17 protein-coding genes are annotated in these 19,118 nt (G+C 35.8%); 4 read left to right on the forward strand and 13 right to left on the reverse strand.

The annotated features are described in order from the left end of the window. Positions 1-210: 210 nt before the first annotated feature. Both ACKTTZ_RS08990 and ACKTTZ_RS08995 read left to right on the forward strand, forming a co-directional pair. Positions 211-1,137, forward strand: a complete 927-nt coding sequence (locus ACKTTZ_RS08990) for a DUF3078 domain-containing protein (RefSeq protein ID WP_034691835.1) — start codon at positions 211-213, stop codon at positions 1,135-1,137. Between the two features lie 227 nt (positions 1,138-1,364). Then, a complete protein-coding gene (locus ACKTTZ_RS08995; protein WP_407848436.1) occupies positions 1,365-2,288 on the forward strand; it encodes a DUF3078 domain-containing protein in 924 nt (307 codons plus the stop codon). A gap of 75 nt (positions 2,289-2,363) precedes the next feature. Here ACKTTZ_RS08995 and sufD read toward each other — a convergent pair whose 3' ends face one another. The 4 genes from sufD to ACKTTZ_RS09015 all read right to left on the reverse strand — a co-directional run bounded on the left by sufD (position 2,364) and on the right by ACKTTZ_RS09015 (position 6,683). Continuing rightward, entirely contained in the window at positions 2,364-3,671 is a 1,308-nt protein-coding gene (gene sufD, locus ACKTTZ_RS09000; protein ID WP_034692056.1) for a Fe-S cluster assembly protein SufD, read from the reverse strand. A gap of 164 nt (positions 3,672-3,835) precedes the next feature. Continuing rightward, the gene (gene sufC, locus ACKTTZ_RS09005) at positions 3,836-4,579 is read right to left on the reverse strand and encodes a Fe-S cluster assembly ATPase SufC (protein WP_034691829.1); all 744 of its coding nucleotides are present in this window, start codon (positions 4,577-4,579) and stop codon (positions 3,836-3,838) included. Positions 4,580-4,821: 242 nt separating this feature from the next. Continuing rightward, a complete protein-coding gene (gene sufB, locus ACKTTZ_RS09010; protein ID WP_034691827.1) occupies positions 4,822-6,270 on the reverse strand; it encodes a Fe-S cluster assembly protein SufB in 1,449 nt (482 codons plus the stop codon). 83 nt (positions 6,271-6,353) lie between these two features. Next, positions 6,354-6,683 (reverse strand): iron-sulfur cluster assembly accessory protein, encoded by a 330-nt coding sequence (locus ACKTTZ_RS09015; RefSeq protein ID WP_027372006.1) that lies wholly within the window; start codon positions 6,681-6,683, stop codon positions 6,354-6,356. A 212-nt stretch (positions 6,684-6,895) separates the two neighbouring features. On the opposite strand from ACKTTZ_RS09015, the gene ACKTTZ_RS09020 reads away from it, so the two are divergent. Further along, the gene (locus ACKTTZ_RS09020) at positions 6,896-7,816 is read left to right on the forward strand and encodes a GLPGLI family protein (RefSeq protein WP_407848439.1); all 921 of its coding nucleotides are present in this window, start codon (positions 6,896-6,898) and stop codon (positions 7,814-7,816) included. Between the two features lie 12 nt (positions 7,817-7,828). Then, positions 7,829-8,692 (forward strand): GLPGLI family protein, encoded by an 864-nt coding sequence (locus ACKTTZ_RS09025; protein WP_407848441.1) that lies wholly within the window; start codon positions 7,829-7,831, stop codon positions 8,690-8,692. 121 nt (positions 8,693-8,813) lie between these two features. Here the strand turns inward: ACKTTZ_RS09025 and ACKTTZ_RS09030 are convergent, their stop codons facing one another. From ACKTTZ_RS09030 to ACKTTZ_RS09070, 9 genes are all read right to left on the reverse strand, one after another. Further along, positions 8,814-10,016 carry an IS256 family transposase gene (locus tag ACKTTZ_RS09030; protein ID WP_253318248.1) on the reverse strand — a complete coding sequence of 401 codons (1,203 nt, stop codon included), beginning with the start codon at positions 10,014-10,016 and terminating at the stop codon, positions 8,814-8,816. 115 nt (positions 10,017-10,131) lie between these two features. Further along, positions 10,132-10,995, reverse strand: coding sequence for a neutral zinc metallopeptidase (locus tag ACKTTZ_RS09035; RefSeq protein ID WP_407848443.1), 864 nt, complete (start codon positions 10,993-10,995; stop codon positions 10,132-10,134). Positions 10,996-11,060: 65 nt separating this feature from the next. Next, positions 11,061-13,139, reverse strand: a complete 2,079-nt coding sequence (locus ACKTTZ_RS09040; protein WP_253315961.1) for an alkaline phosphatase family protein — start codon at positions 13,137-13,139, stop codon at positions 11,061-11,063. A gap of 168 nt (positions 13,140-13,307) precedes the next feature. Then, the gene (gene ribH / locus ACKTTZ_RS09045) at positions 13,308-13,826 is read right to left on the reverse strand and encodes a 6,7-dimethyl-8-ribityllumazine synthase (RefSeq protein WP_034691815.1); all 519 of its coding nucleotides are present in this window, start codon (positions 13,824-13,826) and stop codon (positions 13,308-13,310) included. 3 nt (positions 13,827-13,829) lie between these two features. Next, entirely contained in the window at positions 13,830-14,537 is a 708-nt protein-coding gene (locus tag ACKTTZ_RS09050; protein WP_034691813.1) for a hypothetical protein, read from the reverse strand. A 228-nt stretch (positions 14,538-14,765) separates the two neighbouring features. Next, positions 14,766-15,302 carry an adenine phosphoribosyltransferase gene (locus ACKTTZ_RS09055; RefSeq protein WP_407848445.1) on the reverse strand — a complete coding sequence of 179 codons (537 nt, stop codon included), beginning with the start codon at positions 15,300-15,302 and terminating at the stop codon, positions 14,766-14,768. Between the two features lie 3 nt (positions 15,303-15,305). Beyond that, positions 15,306-16,505 carry an NTF2-like transpeptidase gene (locus ACKTTZ_RS09060; protein ID WP_034691807.1) on the reverse strand — a complete coding sequence of 400 codons (1,200 nt, stop codon included), beginning with the start codon at positions 16,503-16,505 and terminating at the stop codon, positions 15,306-15,308. 116 nt (positions 16,506-16,621) lie between these two features. Continuing rightward, the gene (locus ACKTTZ_RS09065) at positions 16,622-17,638 is read right to left on the reverse strand and encodes a hypothetical protein (protein ID WP_407848447.1); all 1,017 of its coding nucleotides are present in this window, start codon (positions 17,636-17,638) and stop codon (positions 16,622-16,624) included. Positions 17,639-17,786: 148 nt separating this feature from the next. Beyond that, entirely contained in the window at positions 17,787-19,118 is a 1,332-nt protein-coding gene (locus ACKTTZ_RS09070; protein ID WP_034691800.1) for a hypothetical protein, read from the reverse strand.

Here is a 19,118-nt window from a genome sequence, read left to right on the forward strand (position 1 = left end):
AAAATTTGTCGATGAATTCGTTTCTACCGACCTGATTTTAAGACAAAAGGTATTAAATTTAACTTTTGAACTTATTATTTTGGCATTGATTTTATAGAAATATCTTGTTATGAGGTGATTAAACTTTATTGAAATTCGATTCTTTTAAAGCTGAATTTACCTTTAAAAAAAATTATATTAATATTTTTGCATTGAAAATTATTTAGAGTAATGAAGAAGTTTTTATTGATTCTTTCCTGTTTTATAGGAATATATGCTAGTGCACAAGAAGAATTAAAAAAAGATTCCGTAGTTGTAGACACTGTTAAATACTGGTCGGTTTTAGGAAAAAATACATTAATGATCAATCAGGCTGCCTTTTCAAACTGGGTAGGAGGTGGAGCCAACAATGTAGGATGGCTAGCCGGAATTAATTATAATCTGACGTATGAAAAAGACAAAGACCTTTGGGAAAATATCATCATTCTCGGGTACGGACAGAATGATACAAAAGGACTTGGAATCAGAAAAACGCAGGATGTTATCAATGTTTCTACCAATTATGGGCGAAAATTTTCGAAAAGCTGGTATTTTTCTTTAGGAGCCGGTTTGCAATCACAGTTTGCGGCAGGATATGAAGATGGAAATAACCCTGAAGCCAAAAAAATCTCAAACTTTATGGCACCTGGCTATGTAAACGTCGGGATGGGTATCACGTACAGGCCTAATGATGATTTAACTGTTACTTTACGTCCTACCAACGCCAGATGGACTTTTGTATTAGACAAAGACCTTCAGATGGCAGGAAGCTATGGTCTTAAAAATGATGGTGATACTTCTTTATTACAGTTCGGTTTTCTGGGAACAGCAATGTATAAACTGAAAATAATGGAAGATATTTATTTAACCAATACAGCTTCCGTCTTTTCAAATTACCTTGATCGGCCGGACAGATTGGTTCTTGCTTATGGAGCTTTGCTGAACCTGAAAGTCAATAAATATATTTCTTCTAATGTGACAGTAGATCTGCTCTACGATCATAATCAGATAGAAAAAACGCAGTTGAAGCAAACTCTTGGAATAGGATTCGCATATACCCTGGAAAATGGGGTGAAACGCTCTGATCGTAAAGACAGCCAGTGGTGGATCAAAAAATAGTTTAGAAAACTTATATTATAATTAAAAACACTTCAGAAATGAGGTGTTTTTTCTTTATAAAATTCTGTAATTTTAAGTTGACTTAAGTTTGATTGGTAATTGTTTTGTTTTCAAGTGGTTTAATTTCAGTTGTTTATGAGGTTGTTTTCAGTTATGTTAAATTCAATTTAAAGTGAATTTTATGACGGCGTAAATTATTATTTATACATTTGTAATAAATCAACATTATGAAAAAACTTTTATTGATCAGTTCTATCTCTTTTGGGGCTGTAGCATTCGCTCAGGAGGTTAAGACTGAAGCTCCGGCATCAGACACCGTTAAAGCATGGTCTATTCAGGGACAGAATACATTAATGCTGAACCAGGCAGCCTTTTCAAACTGGGTAGGCGGGGGAGCCAACAACGTGGGATGGCTTGCCGGTGTTAATTACAACCTGACGTATGAAAAAGGAAAAGATCTTTGGGAAAACATTATCATTCTTGGGTATGGACAGAATAACACGCAGGGAACTGGAGTAAGAAAGACTCAGGATGTCATTAATTTATCTACCAACTATGGTAGAGAATTTGTCAAGCATTGGTATTTGTCTGCAGGTGCAGGGCTTCAGACTCAGTTTGCTCCGGGTTATGAAGATGGAAATAATCCTGATGCTAAAAAGATTTCTAATTTTATGGCTCCCGGATATCTGAGTGTAGGAGCAGGGGTTACTTATCGTCCCAATGATAATCTTACCGTGACTTTACGTCCGGCCAATGCAAGATGGACTTTTGTCTTAGATGAAGATCTTCAGAAAGCAGGAACTTATGGTCTTAAAAATGACGGAGATTCTTCTCTTTTTCAGTTCGGTTTCCTGGGTACAGCAATGTATAAGCTGAAGATTATGGAGAATATTACCCTACTGAATACGGCCTCTGTATTCTCAAATTATCTTGATCATCCGGAAAGGCTGGTTCTTGGATACAGCGGAGTTTTAAGTATGAAAATCAACAAATATATTTCTACCAATGTTACTCTGGATCTTTTGTATGATCATAACCAGATATGGAAGACCCAGCTGAAGCAGACTTTAGGCGTAGGATTGGCTTATAATTTTGATAACGGTAAGAAACGTTCAGAAAATAAAGATAACCAAAGCTGGTTGAAAAAATAAGACAGAAATACAATCTGTCATACAACAAAAAAGCACTTCATTTTGAAGTGCTTTCCTTATCAATATATATAAGTCTTAGAATTCTATATCAACGCCTAATTTCTCAGCCAATAACTTAGAAATTTTCTCTTTTAGAGGTTCTATATCAATATTCTGCATCGCATCATTCGCGAAAGCATATAAAAGTAATGCCTGTGCTTCTTTTTTAGAAATTCCTCTTGCTCTCAGGTAGAATAAAGCATCTTCATTCAATTGACCTACTGTACAACCGTGAGAACATTTTACATCATCAGCAAAGATTTCTAACTGAGGTTTGGTATCAATACTTGCCCCTTCGCTTAGCAATACATTGTTATTTTGCTGGTAGGCGTTTGTTTTCTGAGCAATTTTGTCCACAAAAACTTTTCCGTTGAAAACTCCGTGAGCATTCCCATCAAAGATTCCTTTGTAGTTTTGGTAACTTTCACAGTTCGGGAAGTTATGGTGAACCGCTGTATGGTGATCTACCAACTGATCTTTCCCGATAATGGTGATTCCGTTCATGAATGAATTGATATTAGATCCATTATGAATAAAATCAAGGTTGTTTCTTACCAGTTTACCTCCGAAAGAGAATGTGTTTACCGTTGTTAAACTGTCTTTTTCCTGTCTTGCGAAAGTATTGTCGATAAGATAGGTTGTGTTGTTATCGTTCTGAAGTTTGTGCCAGTCAGCCTTTGCATTAGGGTATGTAAAGATCTCCGTTACAGAGTTTGTCAATACATAAGTGCTGTCAAAATTGTGATGGCTTTCAATGACCTCTACTTTAGCTCCTTCTTCTACGATCAAAAGGTTTCTTGTATTGTAAAACGTGTTTTCCTCCTGGTTCTGAGAAATATAAAAAACGTGAATTGGCTTTTCAATCACTACATTTTTAGGAACTTTAAGGAAGAATCCATATTTGCAGTAAGCAAGGTTCAGGTTCGTAAAAGCCTGTTCTTTGGAAGCAATCGTATTGAAATACTTTTCAAAAACTTCTTTATGCTTCTCATCATTCAATGCATAATTGAAAGAAAGGAATTCTACATTCTCAATAGAAACTTTAGATAGCTCTTTGTGAAGCTTACCGTTTACAAAAACAATCCAATCAAAATTTTCTTCTCCAAGGTGCAGTTCATCAAACTGCTCTTTAGTGATATTGTGGCTCTCTTTCGGGAAGAAGTTGTAGCTTTTTTCCGTGATTTCCTTTAGATTGGTATATTTATATTCTTCGTCTTTTTTTGTTGGAAAACCAAGGTTTGCAAATCTTTGAAGAGCTGCTTTTCTGCTGTCATCCAGAAATCTGTGACGAAGACTCTCCAAAAATTCATTATGGTTCTCTATAATTTGTTCTTTTAATGCCATTACTGGTATATCTGTGGTTTGCACCATTTTTTCTTTTTTTATTAACTAAAATATTGTTATTCCGAGGAATAGGGAACCCAATTTTTAATACTAGAGATTCTTTTTCGCCACATTTTATGAATGATTACAAAAAAGGTTAATCTCTGAAATAATATATATTCTTCTTAGTTAAGAAGCCAGTCGTAACCTTTTTCTTCAAGTTCTAATGCTAAAGACTTGTCTCCTGTTTTGATGATTTTTCCATCTGCTAAAACGTGAACGAAATCAGGCTGAATATAGTTTAGCAATCTCTGATAGTGCGTAATCAAAAGAACTGCATTTCCTTCATTTTTAAAGTGGTTTACTCCATCTGCCACGATTCTTAAAGCATCGATATCCAATCCTGAATCAGTTTCATCAAGGATCGCTAATTTAGGATTAAGCATCATCATCTGGAAAATTTCATTTCTTTTCTTTTCACCTCCGGAGAATCCCTCGTTCAATGATCTTGAAAGGAAATCTTTTTTGATTCCCAGCTTTTCAGACTTCTCGCGGATTAATGCAAGCATTTCTTTTGCCGGCATTTCTTCCAGTCCGTTTGCTTTTCTCGTCTCGTTCAAAGCAGCTTTGATAAAGTTCGTTACAGAAACTCCCGGAATTTCCACTGGATACTGGAAAGAAAGGAAAATCCCTTTGTGAGCTCTATCTTCGGGAGCTTCTTCACTGATGTCTTGTCCTTCGAAAAGAATCTCTCCACCAGTTACCTCGTAATCTTCTTTTCCTGCGATTACAGAAGAAAGGGTAGATTTACCAGCTCCGTTTGGTCCCATGATTGCGTGAACTTCTCCCGGCTTTATTTCAAGATTAATACCTTTTAATATTTCTGCGCCATCTTCAATTTTGGCGTGAAGGTCTTTAATTTGTAACATTCTTGCTAACTTTTGCTTTTTATAATTGTATGAGCTTCTTTCCTTTATATACACATCGTCTTTATATGGGATATTTCCTCAATAGACGGACAGAAGCTTTTTATATTTTATGTTTATAATAATCTTCAATGAAGACTATAACTTATATTTCCGTTTATAACGGTTGATCATCGGATAAAAACTCTGAAAACCTTGCCTTTAAATCAGTTTGTTTTTATCTGAAGGGTTCTTTTTTGATCATATTATCCTACTGAACCTTCTAATGAAATCTCAAGTAATTTCTGAGCTTCAATAGCAAATTCCATTGGAAGCTTGTTCAAAACTTCTTTGCTGAAACCATTCACAATCAGAGCAATGGCTCTTTCTGTATCAATACCTCTCTGGTTACAGTAGAAAATCTGATCTTCCCCGATTTTTGAAGTCGTTGCCTCGTGCTCTAACTGTGCTGTAGGATCTTTGATTTCAATATAAGGGAAAGTATGAGCTCCACATTCATTACCCATCAATAAAGAGTCACATTGTGAGAAGTTTCTTGCTCCTTTTGCAGAAGGCATTACTTTCACCTGTCCTCTGTATGAGTTTTGTGATTTCCCGGCAGAAATACCTTTTGAAATAATCGTTGATTTGGTATTCTTTCCGATGTGGATCATCTTTGTACCTGTATCTGCATACTGGTGGTTGTTAGTAACTGCAATAGAGTAGAATTCTCCGATAGAATTGTCTCCTTTAAGGATACAAGACGGATATTTCCATGTTACTGCAGAACCTGTTTCTACCTGTGTCCAAGAGATTTTTGCATTTCTTTCGCAAAGTCCTCTTTTCGTTACAAAGTTGAATACACCTCCTTTTCCTTCTTCGTTACCAGGATACCAGTTCTGTACCGTTGAATATTTGATCTCGGCATTGTCTAAAGCGATCAATTCTACAACGGCAGCGTGAAGTTGGTTTTCATCTCTTGAAGGAGCTGTACATCCTTCAAGATAAGAAACATAACTTCCTTCATCAGCTACAAGAAGCGTTCTTTCAAACTGTCCTGTTCCTGCCTGGTTGATACGGAAATAAGTAGAAAGTTCCATAGGGCATTTTACCCCTTTAGGAATATAACAGAAACTTCCGTCAGAAAATACTGCGGAATTCAATGCTGCATAAAAGTTATCTCCTCTCGGAACTACTTTTCCAAGATATTTTCTTACTAAATCTGGGTGGTTTTTAATAGCCTCAGAGATTGAACAGAAAATAATTCCTTTCTCTGCCAATGTATCCTGGAAAGTTGTTTTCACAGAAACTGAGTCCATTACGATATCTACGGCAACTCCGGAAAGTCTTTTTTGCTCTTCGATATTAATCCCTAGCTTTGCGAATGTCTTCAACAACTCAGGATCTACTTCGTCAAGACTTGCCAGTTCTGGCTTTACTTTAGGAGCAGCGTAGTAACGGATTGCCTGAAAATCTGGTTTTTCATATTTGATATTGGCCCATTCAGGCTCTACCATTTTCTGCCAGATTTTGAAAGATTCCAATCGCCATTCTGTCATCCATTCCGGTTCTTCTTTTTTAGCAGAAATGGCACGGATGATGTCCTCATTTAAACCAATCGGGAAATCTTCATAATCAATCTTCGTTTCCCAACCGAATTCATATTTTTTATTTTCTAGATCGACTCTTAAATCGTCTTCTGTATATTTACTCATTACTTTTTTTTAGATTTCAGATTTTAGATTTCAGAATCCAGAGTAACTCTGAGGTCTGAAATCTAGGATCTAATGTCTTTTCTCTAAAGACTAAATGATTCCCCACACCCACATGTTCTGGATGCATTCGGGTTGTTAAAAACAAACCCTTTTCCGTTCAATCCTCCTGAATACTCAAGAGTTGTTCCTGCTAAATAAAGGATGGATTTTTTATCTATAATAATTTTAATGTTATTATCTTCAAAAATCTGATCTGTGTCTGTTTTTTGGTTATCAAACTTTAAAACATACTCTAAACCAGAGCATCCACCGCTTTTCACCCCTACTCTTATATAATCTTCAGCAGGGTTAAAACCATCTTCCGTCATTAACTGGATGGCTTTCTCCTTTGCATAGTCTGATACTTTTATCATTGTATTTATTTAGAATGATTTAATGATGCAAAAATACGAACTAATTTCCGCAATCTCAAATCGAAGATATCTATTTTAATGATTCTGTTATTAATAGCAATTTCTGAGAGGATAAATTATGTTAAAAAATAATAAATTTAGCCTTTCAATGTGAAGATTTCATTACGGATTTAACCTTGAATCTTATTTTCGATCTATAAAGAAAATTGGTAATGAAACAAAAAACAGTAGTTTTTTTTGTGCTGCTTTTCACCACTGTATCTTATGGACAGACCACCAGATTTGTTTATGAAACCTTGGTAAATCCGGATTCAATCAATCTGGTAAGTATGAAAAGTGAGAGAACTTTTCTGGATGTTAAAGGAGATCGTTCCTTATTCATCAGTGAAAATAAATTGAAAAGAGACTCTCTTTTTGCCGAAATAAGATCAGACATAAAGGAAAACAAAAAAGAGGAAAAAGATTTTTCAAAAATAGAAGGAAAAAAACATTTTGAACCTACATTTTTTGAATATTTCATTACCAAGACAATTCCGGATCAGAAAGTATATTATTATGAGAAGGCTTCCGGAAAACAAATTTATTATCAGGAAGACAGACCTGTAAAATGGGAAATCACCAATATGATGGAGAAACAGAATGGATATTCTGCCCAAAAAGCAGTTGCCGAGTTTGGAGGAAGAGTCTGGACAGCCTGGTTTACTAAAGAAATTCCTCTGTCTGACGGTCCTTACAAATTTTCAGGATTACCAGGACTGATTGTAAAACTGGAAGATGATAAAGGAGACTATAAATTTGATCTTGTGAAAAAGCTTACGATTAAAAATGCTTTTGAAGAACAGATAAATTCTGATGCTAAGCAAAGTACAAGAATTAATTTCCATGGTGATAAAGCTGCTCTTGAACTGGAATTCGGTAAAAATAAAAAAGCTATGGCCGGGAATAATGGTGGTGGAAATATGAACTTCGGAGGAGGAAAGCATGGCGGCGGAATGAATGGGGGAGGAATGAGAGGCGGAATGCACAGAGGCGGAATGGGTGGAGACAATCAGGGAATGCCGATGTCACAAGGCTCATCTGTAGAAACACCTTCTTTTACCAATACAGCACAGAATCCAATTGAATTAAAATAAATAAAAATATAAATGAAAAAATTAGGTATTATCGCATTGGCACTCTTCATACAGAATGTTTCTGCACAGACTAACAGGTTTGTGTATCAGGTGACTATGAAGCCTGATGCAGAAAATAAAACAGATATCAAGACTGAAAATGCTTATCTGGATATTTCTCCGGAGAAATCCGTGTTTTATTCTGAAAACAGAATCAAAAGAGATTCTATTATGCAAAAAGCATTTCAAGGTGGGGGCGGAAGAGGAAGTATAAACAGAGATCAGATGGAAGGATTGAGAACCAATATCAACTATTCTATTGAAAAAGATAAAACAAATCAAAAGACCTATTTCAAAGACAGAATTGGTCGTGATATCTATTCCTATGAAGAAGACAGACCTTTGAACTGGAAAATTGGATCAGAAACCAGAAAAATTGGTGAATACAAAGTTCAGAAAGCTGAGACCGATTTTGGAGGAAGAAAATGGATAGCATGGTTTACCACAGATCTTCCTTATCAGGACGGGCCTTATAAATTCGGAGGGCTTCCCGGGCTGATCGTAAAAGTGGAAGATGATAAAGGGGATTATTCTTTTGATTTAATGAAGAACTATAAAATTGCTGAGTTTCCGACTTTAAATCAGTTTGGAAATACTTTAAAAGTAAAAAGGACAGATTATTTAAAGCAGCAGCAAAAGTTCAGGACTGATCCAATGTCGTTCATGAACCAAAGTGGAGGACAGGGCGGATTTGCGACTACAGTAAGAGTAGGCGGAGGAGGAAGAGGCCCCGGAGGTGGTGGTGGAAACCAGAATCCTGCCGATATGAGAAAAAGAATGGAAGAGAGGGTAAAAGAAGAAGCCAAGAAAAATTCCAATCCAATCGAATTGCAATAAATAAAAAATGCGGTCTTAAGCTAAGACCGCATTTTATTTTATATTATCACCATAATTGTGATAAAACTATTTTAGACACTATCCCGTAAAGTGTGTAAGTTAAAAAGTCAGGGCTTAGATTTTATAATCTGAGCCTTTTCTCAAAAATAAGCATAAATTGGTTGAGGACAATACCCCAATTCTGTATAGGCATTGTCCATTTTTTAGTAGCTTCTTTTAATGCCAAATAAACTGATTTCATTACAGCATCATCAGTAGGAAAAGACATTTTATTTTTGGTGTATTTTCTGATTTTGCCGTTGAGATTTTCAATTAAATTTGTGGTGTAAATGATTTTTCGTATCTCGAGAGGAAATTCAAAAAATACAGTGAGTTCATCCCAATTGTTTCGCCAGGATTGTATAGCATAAGAATATTTGCTTTCCCATTTATCTGCAAAATCATTGAGAGCTGCTTGAGCCGCTTGTTTTGTTGGAGCGGTGTAAATATGCTTCATATCGGCAGAAAATTCTTTTCTGTCCCTCCAGACCACATATTTGCAGGCATTTCTTATTTGATGGACAACGCAAATTTGGGTTTGAGATTCAGGAAAGACGGAACGGATTGTTTGGGTAAATCCGTTTAAGTTATCGGTAGCAGTGATGAGAATATCCTCCACACCACGGGCTTTTAAATCCGTGAGAACACTCATCCAGAAGGCTGAACTTTCATTTTTTCCAAGCCACATTCCCAAGACCTCCTTTCTCCCGTCACGGTTTAATCCAACAGCCAGATAAACGGTTTTATTAATGACTTTGGAATTTTCCCTTACCTTGAAAACAATCCCATCCATCCAGACAATGAGATACAAATCTTCAAGCGGGCGGTTCTGCCAGCTAACAACTTCACTGGCAACCGCATTGGTGATTCGTGAGATGGTAGAGGTAGAAACATCAAAATCATACATTTCTTTAATTTGTTCTTCAATATCACTTACACTCATTCCCTTAGCATAAAATGATATGATAATATTCTCCAAACCATCGATAATATTATGTCTCTTTGGAACCAATGCTGGTTCAAAACTACCTCCTCTATCTCTGGGAACTTTAATTTCAGATTCGCCAAATGAGGATTTTATCTTTTTAGTCCCGTGACCGTTACGGTAATTTCCAGTGGCAGATTTCTGATGTTTATCATTATCCAAATGAGAGTCCAATTCTGCATCAAGCATATGCTCTATAGCTCGCTTGTGCATTTCTTTGAAGAAAGAAGTTAAGTCTTCTCCATTTTTAAAGGACTTGTAAAAATCCTTGTTGTTTAATAATTCTTCTTTGTCGATCATAACTATGTAATGGTTAAAAATAATAAAAAGTTATTTCCGTAAAATTTTTTGAGCTATAAGGGCTCAAAATTTTCCAGAATAACTTTTTAACTTACACAGTTAGTGAGATACTACCCTATTTTAATAGTTGGTTGAAAGTATCTCCTTGTCTGATATCACCAGTGTTGTAGCCTTTCATAAACCATTCTTTACGTTGTGCAGATGATCCATGGGTAAAGCTTTCCTGATTTACATATCCCTGTGCTCTTTTCTGAATATTATCATCTCCAACGGCTTCTGCAGCATCTATGGCAGATTCTATGTCTCCAGGTTCCAGAATATGTTTGCTGTCATTGGTTCTTTTTGCCCAGACTCCTGCATAGAAATCGGCCTGTAATTCTGTAGCAACAGATACTCTGTTCATCTGTTCTTCGGAGTATCTTCCACTTCTTCTTAGAGCATCCACTTTCTGAGTAGTTCCCAAAAGAGTCTGTACATGATGTCCTACTTCGTGGGCAAGAACATAAGCTACTGTAAACTCAGTTACTTTAGCTCCGAATTTTTGCTGAAGCTCACCAAAAAAGCTCATATCCATATAAACTTTCTGATCAGCCGGACAATAGAATGGTCCCATGGCAGATTGCGCTGTACCACATGCTGAAGAAGTTGTATTTTCAAAAAGAACAATACCTGGGTCAGTATAAGTCATACCGTTTTCTTTAAATATTTGAGTCCAGGTCTGGCTATTCCATGCATCCATCATCTTTACCATTTCTCCAATCTGCTTTTCACCTGTAGTCAGTTCTCTTTGCTCTCCGGAATTTCCTGAAGACTGCATGCTGCCAGAATTCAAAATACCGGATGGATCGCCTCCCAAAAAGAATACGATGGCTGCTATAATTAATGTTCCGAGTCCGCCTCCTACAATCATACCGCCACTTCCGCCTCCTGAACCACGGCGGTCATCAACGTTTCCGCCTCTGTCGTCTGTCCATTTCATATCAATAAATTTATGGGTTAATTTAAATATTTTATGCCAAATTATAAGCGAAAATATCTAGATATTTATCTGTTGAGTTGTTTTGTTTTGAGCCAGTAAGAAGTGGACTGATAAGCTGATACAGCATCATCTACCAGTTTCTGATCCGGATTTTTTAATAATTTTTCGTCGTAATACAGCTTGAATTCTGGTTTCAGATCACTTTTTTCCAGTTCCAAAGAATATTGTTTTACCTTTTTTACTGGCGAAATAATGGTCAAACGCTCACCTTTGATAAATCCAAGATCCTGATAGGTTGCCACATACGCTTTAGGCTGGAATTCCTGTCTGAAGACATCCTGACCCAAAAATTTAGACTGATAGTTGAAATTTAATAAGCCCATAAGCGTAGGCATTACATCTATCTGAGACATCAATGCATTGAATTTCTGAGGCTGAATAAATCCTTCAGAGAAGATCATAGCAGGAATTCTGTATTTATCCATTGGAAGCTCTGTTTTTCCGGCACTGGAGGCACAGTGGTCTGCAATGATAACAAAAACTGTGTTCTTATACCAGTCTTGTTTCTTAGCCATATCGAAGAACAATTTAAGCGAGTAGTCTGTATATTTTACACCACCTTCACGGGATTTTGCTGTTCCCGGAATATCAATTCTTCCGTCAGGATAAGTAAACGGTCTGTGATTGGAAACTGTCATCCAGTGATTGAAAAACGGCTTTCCTGACTTGGCTTCAGCGTTCATTACCTGAATAGCTTTTCTGGCCATATCTTCATCAGCAACACCCCAAACATTGGCAAAAGTAATTTCTTCAGGTTTAAAGTTGTTTCTGTCTACAATTCCGTAGCCATTTCCTCCGAAGAAGTCCTGCATATTATCGAAATAGCTGTATCCGCCGTATAAGAATTTAACATCATATCCTTTAGACTTGAAAACACTTCCGGTTGTAAATTTATTCTTATTATCATCTCTTTTGATGATACTTTCTCCTGCAGTAGGAGGAATACACAATGTCAAAGCTTCCAATCCGCGTACCGTTCTGTTTCCGGTTGCATAAAGATTGGTAAACATTAGTGATTTATCAGCAAGGCTATCCAGAAAAGGGGTAATTTTTTGGGTATTACCATAGTGTTCCATGAAATCAGCAGAAAGACTCTCGATAGAGATCAATACTACGTTTTTCTTCATTTCCGGTTGTTCTGCAACAACAGCTCTTGATAAAGTGTGTTGTGGATATTGGCTTAAGAAATTCTTTTCGGCCTGCTGTTGGTTAATCTGTGAGTAAAACTGGAAATAATCCAGTTCATTATGGGTAAATGCCCAGTAGAACTTAGGAAGTCCGTTAGCTTCAATTTCGTCTGCGAAAACATTGTCAGATTTGATTTGCATCAAAGATGGTATTGCCAGGGCACTCAACGCACAAAGTACCATAAAACTGCCCAGAAGAACCATTTTTTGTTTAAAATCCGGAAGTTCAAGCAGCTCATCTTTTGTTTTTTTATAAATAAACCATGTGATGGTAAGCGTAACAATCATGATGGCAGAAAACAATGGAATTACAGGGTAACTTTCCATGATGTTCCCAATCACCTCATTGGTATAAATAAGATAATCTACAGCAATAAAATTATAACGAACTCCAAATTCATTGTAAAAGAAGTATTCGCTTACTCCGTTGAAAATAATCAGAAGAACATATAATAGTAATGTGATGAAATATAATGTATTACGGATCTTAATTCTTTGTGTAGGAAGAAACAGCATCAATCCGAAGAAAAGAGTCTTTATTCCTACGAAAACAAGGGCAATTTCCATGATAGAACCTCCATACTGCTTGAAAATATTGTTCGGAACAAGCCAGATATAAAGGAAGAATAGAACTAATGCTCCCAAAATAAGATAACCGTAAGGCTTTTTGTATTTTGAATTGGAAAGAAAGAGGAAGTAAAGGGCAAGAATAGAGCTGGCCAATATGAAAACAAAAACGTCATTCACCAGACCTATCAGCAAAACTTTTACGACTTCGAAAAATCCAAAACTAGCGGTAGTAATAGGATGAAAAAAGAATACAGTCCTTATTATCAATGAAATAATAAGATAGAAAATTCCTAAATACAGGAAGGGTTTTATTTTTTTTAAAAACATGTATTGTCTGTCTTTATTAATTTTCACAAAGATAGTTTTTGTAGGGAACTTTTGACAGAAAAAAAGAAAAACATCCTTTTTATTAATAAGATTTAAGAATTATTTATATACTAATAAAAAAGGACTATTAAAAAATAGTCCCATTATATTGTCGAAGTCAATTATTGGTTAAGAGTGTCCGAAACCGATATTTCCTTTTTTGTCAGATAATTTCTTTTTGAAATCAATCATTCTAAGAGCTGTAACGGCTGCTTCTACTCCTTTATTTCCAAGATCTCCACCGCTTCTCGCAATAGATTGTTCTTTGTTATCATCCGTTAATACACAGAAAATTGTTGGAGTATCTGTCATGATGTTACAGTCTTTAATTCCTTGCGCTACTGCAGAACATACATAATCAAAATGAGGAGTTTCCCCACGGATCACACATCCGATAGAAATTACTGCGTCATATTTTCTCTCTTTGCAAAGCTGCATGCTTGCATAGCTTAATTCGAAAGCTCCTGGTACAGGGAAAAGTTTGATGTTTTCAGGTTTTACCCCTTCTTTTTCAAGGATTTCCAAAGCTGCATCACGAAGATTGTAAGTTACAAAATCATTCCACTCAGAAAAAACAATGCCGATAGAAAAATCTTCGGCATTAGTTATATGAAGTGGCTTGTAATCGGATAGATTAACTGTTGCCATTTTTTAATAATATTTAGTCATTTCAATATAAGAATCAGACATTCCGTTGTCGTAGTCCTGATATTTTTCATCAATTGCAGAGAAGTATTTTTTAGCTTCTGCATTTTTCTTTAATCCTAATGCAACGATACCTGCTTTTCTTGTGAAATAATATGTTGTGTAAGGATCATCAGATGCTGATGCAGCCTGATCTAGCAGACCTAAAGCCTCATCATTTTTGTTAAGACCTGATTTTGCATCTGCCATAGCACCATACTTCATTGCCATTAAAGTCTTGTTTTTGGAAGAAAATTTATCTAAAAGATCATAAGCTTCCTGGAACTTTCCTTCTTTGAACTTTAATAAACCGGCATTGTAAGAAGAAAGCTTACCGATTTCAGTAGAAGCATATTCATTTGCTGTCCCTATAAAACCAGGATTAGCAGCAGATTTTCCACCCAAAGCATCTTTATCTTTACCTTCAGCAAGGTTTTTCTGAGCAGCAAGGAAACTTTTTACAGCTTCAGTGTTCTTTGGAGCAATTACAAATTGCTTATAAGCAAAGAATCCTAAAACTCCTAAAATCAAAGCTCCAAATACAAAACCAAGTGGCTTTGAATATTTTTCAACAAATCTTTCAGTGTTTAAAGCTTCTCTATCAAGGTCTTTAAAGAACTCAACTGTTTCTTTACCTTCTTGCTCGTTCTGAGCACTCTTTCCCAATTTTGCCATAAGTTTTTAAAAATTGAAATGCAAATTTAATTGTTTCTGAGAGATTTACAAAATACTTTGTGAGTATTATTGATGAAATCTTGTGAATTGTTAATCTTGGATGATGAATTTATTAAAAAAAGATGCTTCGACAGGCTCAGCATGACAACGCTAATAATTTACTGTAAGATTAGAACCAGTAGTATTAGAAGTGTCATGCTGAGCCTGTCGAAGCATATATATTATATCTTAATACCCTAAAATATGGTAGACTTCTGCACCAAATTTTTTCAGCTTTTCGTCACCATTCAAGCCTTGTAAGCCGATAAGAAAACTAAACTGTGAAATAATTGCTCCTTGTTTTTCTACCAACTTGGCAGCGGCTTCAGTAGTTCCTCCTGTTGCTAAAAGGTCATCGTGGATTAAAACTCTTTGTCCAGGTTTTATCTGTCCTTCACGGGTTTCAATAACGGCACTTCCATATTCCAGATCATACTTTTCTGAAATGATTGGCGGTGGAAGTTTTCCTGCTTTCCTGATTAAGATGAATGGAACTTCCAATGCCACAGCAATTGCGATTCCAAAAAGATAACCACGGCTTTCAATTCCGCAGACTGCGTCTATCTTTTCTTTACTGAAGGCTACAAGATCTGCAATAACGTCTTCGTAAAGTTTTGGGTCTAAAAAGATGGGTGAAATATCCTTAAACTGTATTCCCGGAATCGGAAAATCTGGGATATTTTCAATTGTTTCTTCTAATCTTTTGATCAGTTCTGCTGAAGCCATTTATTAATTGATTTTATAGCTGGAAATTTTCCAGTCTCCATTTACATTTTTAAGCCCAAAAGTTACTTTTAAAGAAGTTGTCTTCCCGCTTTTATCCGTTACATCATAAGTGGCATTTACGCTGGCACTGTTAGCTGATGTCCCATTAGTCGTAATATTTTTTACGCTTACATTTTTCACAGATCCAAAACCTGAAGTAGGATTTGAGAAAGATTCATAGCTTCCCCAGCTTGGATTGCTGGCTGTTTCGTATGCTGCTTTTAAATTCTGAGAACTCACGCTGTTCAAAAACTTAGTGACTGTATTTTTTGGGTCTGCAGTGGGTTGCTTTGGAGCAGCAGGTGTTGCAGGAGTAGCTGTCGCAGGATCCGTAGTTGCTCCAGGAGTAGCTGTTGGATTGTTTGGATCTACCACTGCGCTTGGTTGTTCTGTCACTGCTGTTGAATCAGTTTTTGGGATGGCAGGAACTTTTAAAGCTGCTGCATTTACATCAAGACCGATTTTAGACATTTTGAAAGTCTTGGCTGTTGTTTTTACTGAAACCGTGATGTCGATTTTATTATCTACTACTTTTGCAGCAGGGATAGATGAGAACTTTAAATTGAATCCTTTAAAGTTATTATCCTGCATCAGGTTTTTAGCAGTCGCCAATCTTACACCGTTACTGAAGACTTCAAGAGTTGCTTCAAGGCCAGCTCCTGTGAAAGATACAGGGTTTCCGGCTGCATCTACAAGTCTTGGAACAATCTGAATTGCTGTAGGAGCTCCGGTTCCGTCATCTCCTGTAGGTCTTGTCACAAGGCTTAATGATCCTGCTTTTACATCATTAGGATCACTTTCTTTAGCTTTATCATCCCCGAAGATATTCATTTCTCCAAGTGATGGTGGGGCAGTACTTGCCCATTCTATTCCGTTTTTCTGTGCAATTTCGTCAGCCAATGACATAATTTCAGGAACTTTCTTCCCGTTAATCAGTTTTCCAAGGGCTTTTAGCTCATTGATATCACCGTCTGCCTCTACTCCAAATGTCTTAAGGATATAAAGAGCTTCATTAAACTTAATCTGCTTAATGGTAGGTAAACTGGAAGTCATATCATTGATACTTGACTGCAGTGTTTTAGTATTCGTAGCATCTACATGATCTTTCTTACATGCTGTAAAAAGCAACAGACTGAAAACAAGTAGAAAAGAAAACTTTTTCATTTTTATTTGGTTTGTTGCAAATTTAATAAAACCTTTATTAATACTGGATTTTATTTTCACTTTATGTTTTATAGCTCGTTTTATTTCTTTCTCACAGTAGCCATAATCCTATATTTTTAATTTTTATTAGGTTGTTCTTTCAGGTCTCCTTTAAAAAAGTTACTGAAAATAGTTTGCATATTCGGGAATGATGGGTTCTGCCAGTAGGGTGTTTTGTAATTGCTTTTGTCTTTGCTGAACTTTACTTTTTCTACGTCCTTTTCATTACTAAAAGAGAATTCAGTAGGGTAGAAGTTGGTATATAATATCAATTGATTATAATCTGGTTCACTTTTGTGTTTTACTTTAAGAAAATGAATTTCATTAAATTCTAAAAAATCCTGCAATATTTTTTTTGTCTCTTTTTCGTAAGAGATATTTAAGATACTTTTCAAATCAAAAAAGCGATATCCAAGAAATGAAAATTCTTTTTTTTGTAATGCTTCTCCCGTAATTTCGATTTGATCTTTTTGCTCTCCCTTTAATTCTTTAATAACAGAGTTTTTCTTTTTATAATCTGAAATATTTCCAACATCTTTAATGTCCGGAATTTCCAAAGAGTTTGTAAAATCAAGTGTGATAGTCCGTTTTTTTTCAGGTTGAACATTTTCTAATTTGAACATTCTATACTGCTCAACATTTTTACTCTTAAGCTTTTTAGTTTCATTATCGAAGATATAGGTTACAATTCCATCGGTATAACTATTCAATTTGTTGTTTACGGTTAGGTATGAGTTAAAATTACCTTTTATAATAATATATTTTGCAGGCTTATTGTTTTTAATAACAATAGTTTCAATAGCATTTACCTTATCATTAATCCTTATCATTTCATTATCAAAATCTGAGTATTTTAATGATGCAACTGTGAAATTATTATAGACTATTTGAAATTTTTCTTTGGATGGATCTAAAGATTTTTTATCTATTTTTCCATCAATATCAGAGTATGCTAAAATATTTCCATCGTTCCCGAGAACTGAAACCTTGGGAAGAGGTTTATTATTATTTTCAGAAATGAAGGTAATAGATTGTGCATTGAAAAATTGCAACACTAATAAAAAAAGGATTGGGAACAGAGAATTTTTTTTCATAATAAAATGTTTTATAGTTATAAATTAAAAGCCCATAGATAAGATACATGGGGTTGGGACGATTGTGTTAAAAACATAGGTAAACCCATAAAAAAAAGACTGATTGTTTAACAATCAGTCTTTTATAATTTTATTTTGTTACAAGTCCTTAGAAAGGATACTCATAAATTTCAGATTCGTGTAAGAATGGGTTTCCTGTAGGAATCAACTTCAGTTTAGATAAAGCTGAAAGTACAGTAAACATAAATAATCCAGCTACGAATAGGATTGCTCCAAGGATTAACAAGAATACTTCAGGAGTGTTCCAGTATGGTCCTACTGTTCCCGGCATTACCATGTTGAAGTAATCTAAGATGTGTCCTAAGATCACTACTACTGCCATGGTAGTAACTACTTTGTAGTTTCTCTTGATGCTGCTGCTTACTAACACCAATAGTGGTAATAAGAAGTTGATGATCAGCATCGGTAAGAAAGTAGGAGAGTAGTGTTGGAATCTACCGAAGAAGTAGTTAACCTCTTCCGGAACGTTTGCATACCAGTAAAGCATGAACTGAGCGAACCATGTATATGTCCAAAGCATACTTGTAGCGAAAAGGAATACTCCTAAATCGTGTAAGTGGTTATCATTGAACTGTGGTAAGAAACCATTTTTCTTAAGATAAACACTTAATAGAATGATTACAGCGATACCACTTGAAAGGCAGCTAACCATTGAATACCAGATATACATTGTAGAATACCAGTGAGGGTCAATAGACATCAACCAGTCCCAAGCCCAAGCTGCAGAAGCAAATCCGAAGAATGCGATATATCCTACTGCCCATCTGTAAAGCATTTGGTACTCTACTTTAGACTTAGTTTCATCTACTTTCTTAGACTGAGCTTTTAATTTCCAAGCGAAGAAAGAAGCACCAATCACATAGATTAAAGTTCTTACTGCGTAGAAAGGAATATTTAAGAATTTTTTCTTTTCGAATAAGATCACATCAAAATGCGGAGAATCCGGGTTTGTCAATTCAGGGTCCATCCAGTGGAATAAGTGACCATTATGAGTGATGTTTAAGATCATCAGGATTACTAAGATTGCACCACCGTAAGGGATATAAGAAGCAATAGCTTCCATTACTCTTGTAATGATGATTGGCCATCCTGCGTGTGCAGCGTGCTGAATAGAATAGAAGAATAATACGCAGCAGCTCACTCCAAAGAAAAATACAGCTACAAAATGTATTGCTGCTAAAGGCTGGTTGTGTACCTGTAATGTAGCGTGCTCAAGGTGAGCAGCGTGATCCTGAGGTCCAACCATTTCACTTGAGTGTGTAGGAGCAGTATGACCTGAAGCATGAACAGCTTCCATCATTTGTTCTATTTTCTCAGTAGAAATTCCTTTGTTCAAAAAGAAACCAATACCGAAAAGAACTAAACCTACAACAAGAAGTATTATAGAAGTTGATTTTAATTTTGGTGAAAAACTATACAT

This window comes from Chryseobacterium sp. KCF3-3, from assembly GCF_045865955.1.
GTDB lineage: Bacteria > Bacteroidota > Bacteroidia > Flavobacteriales > Weeksellaceae > Chryseobacterium.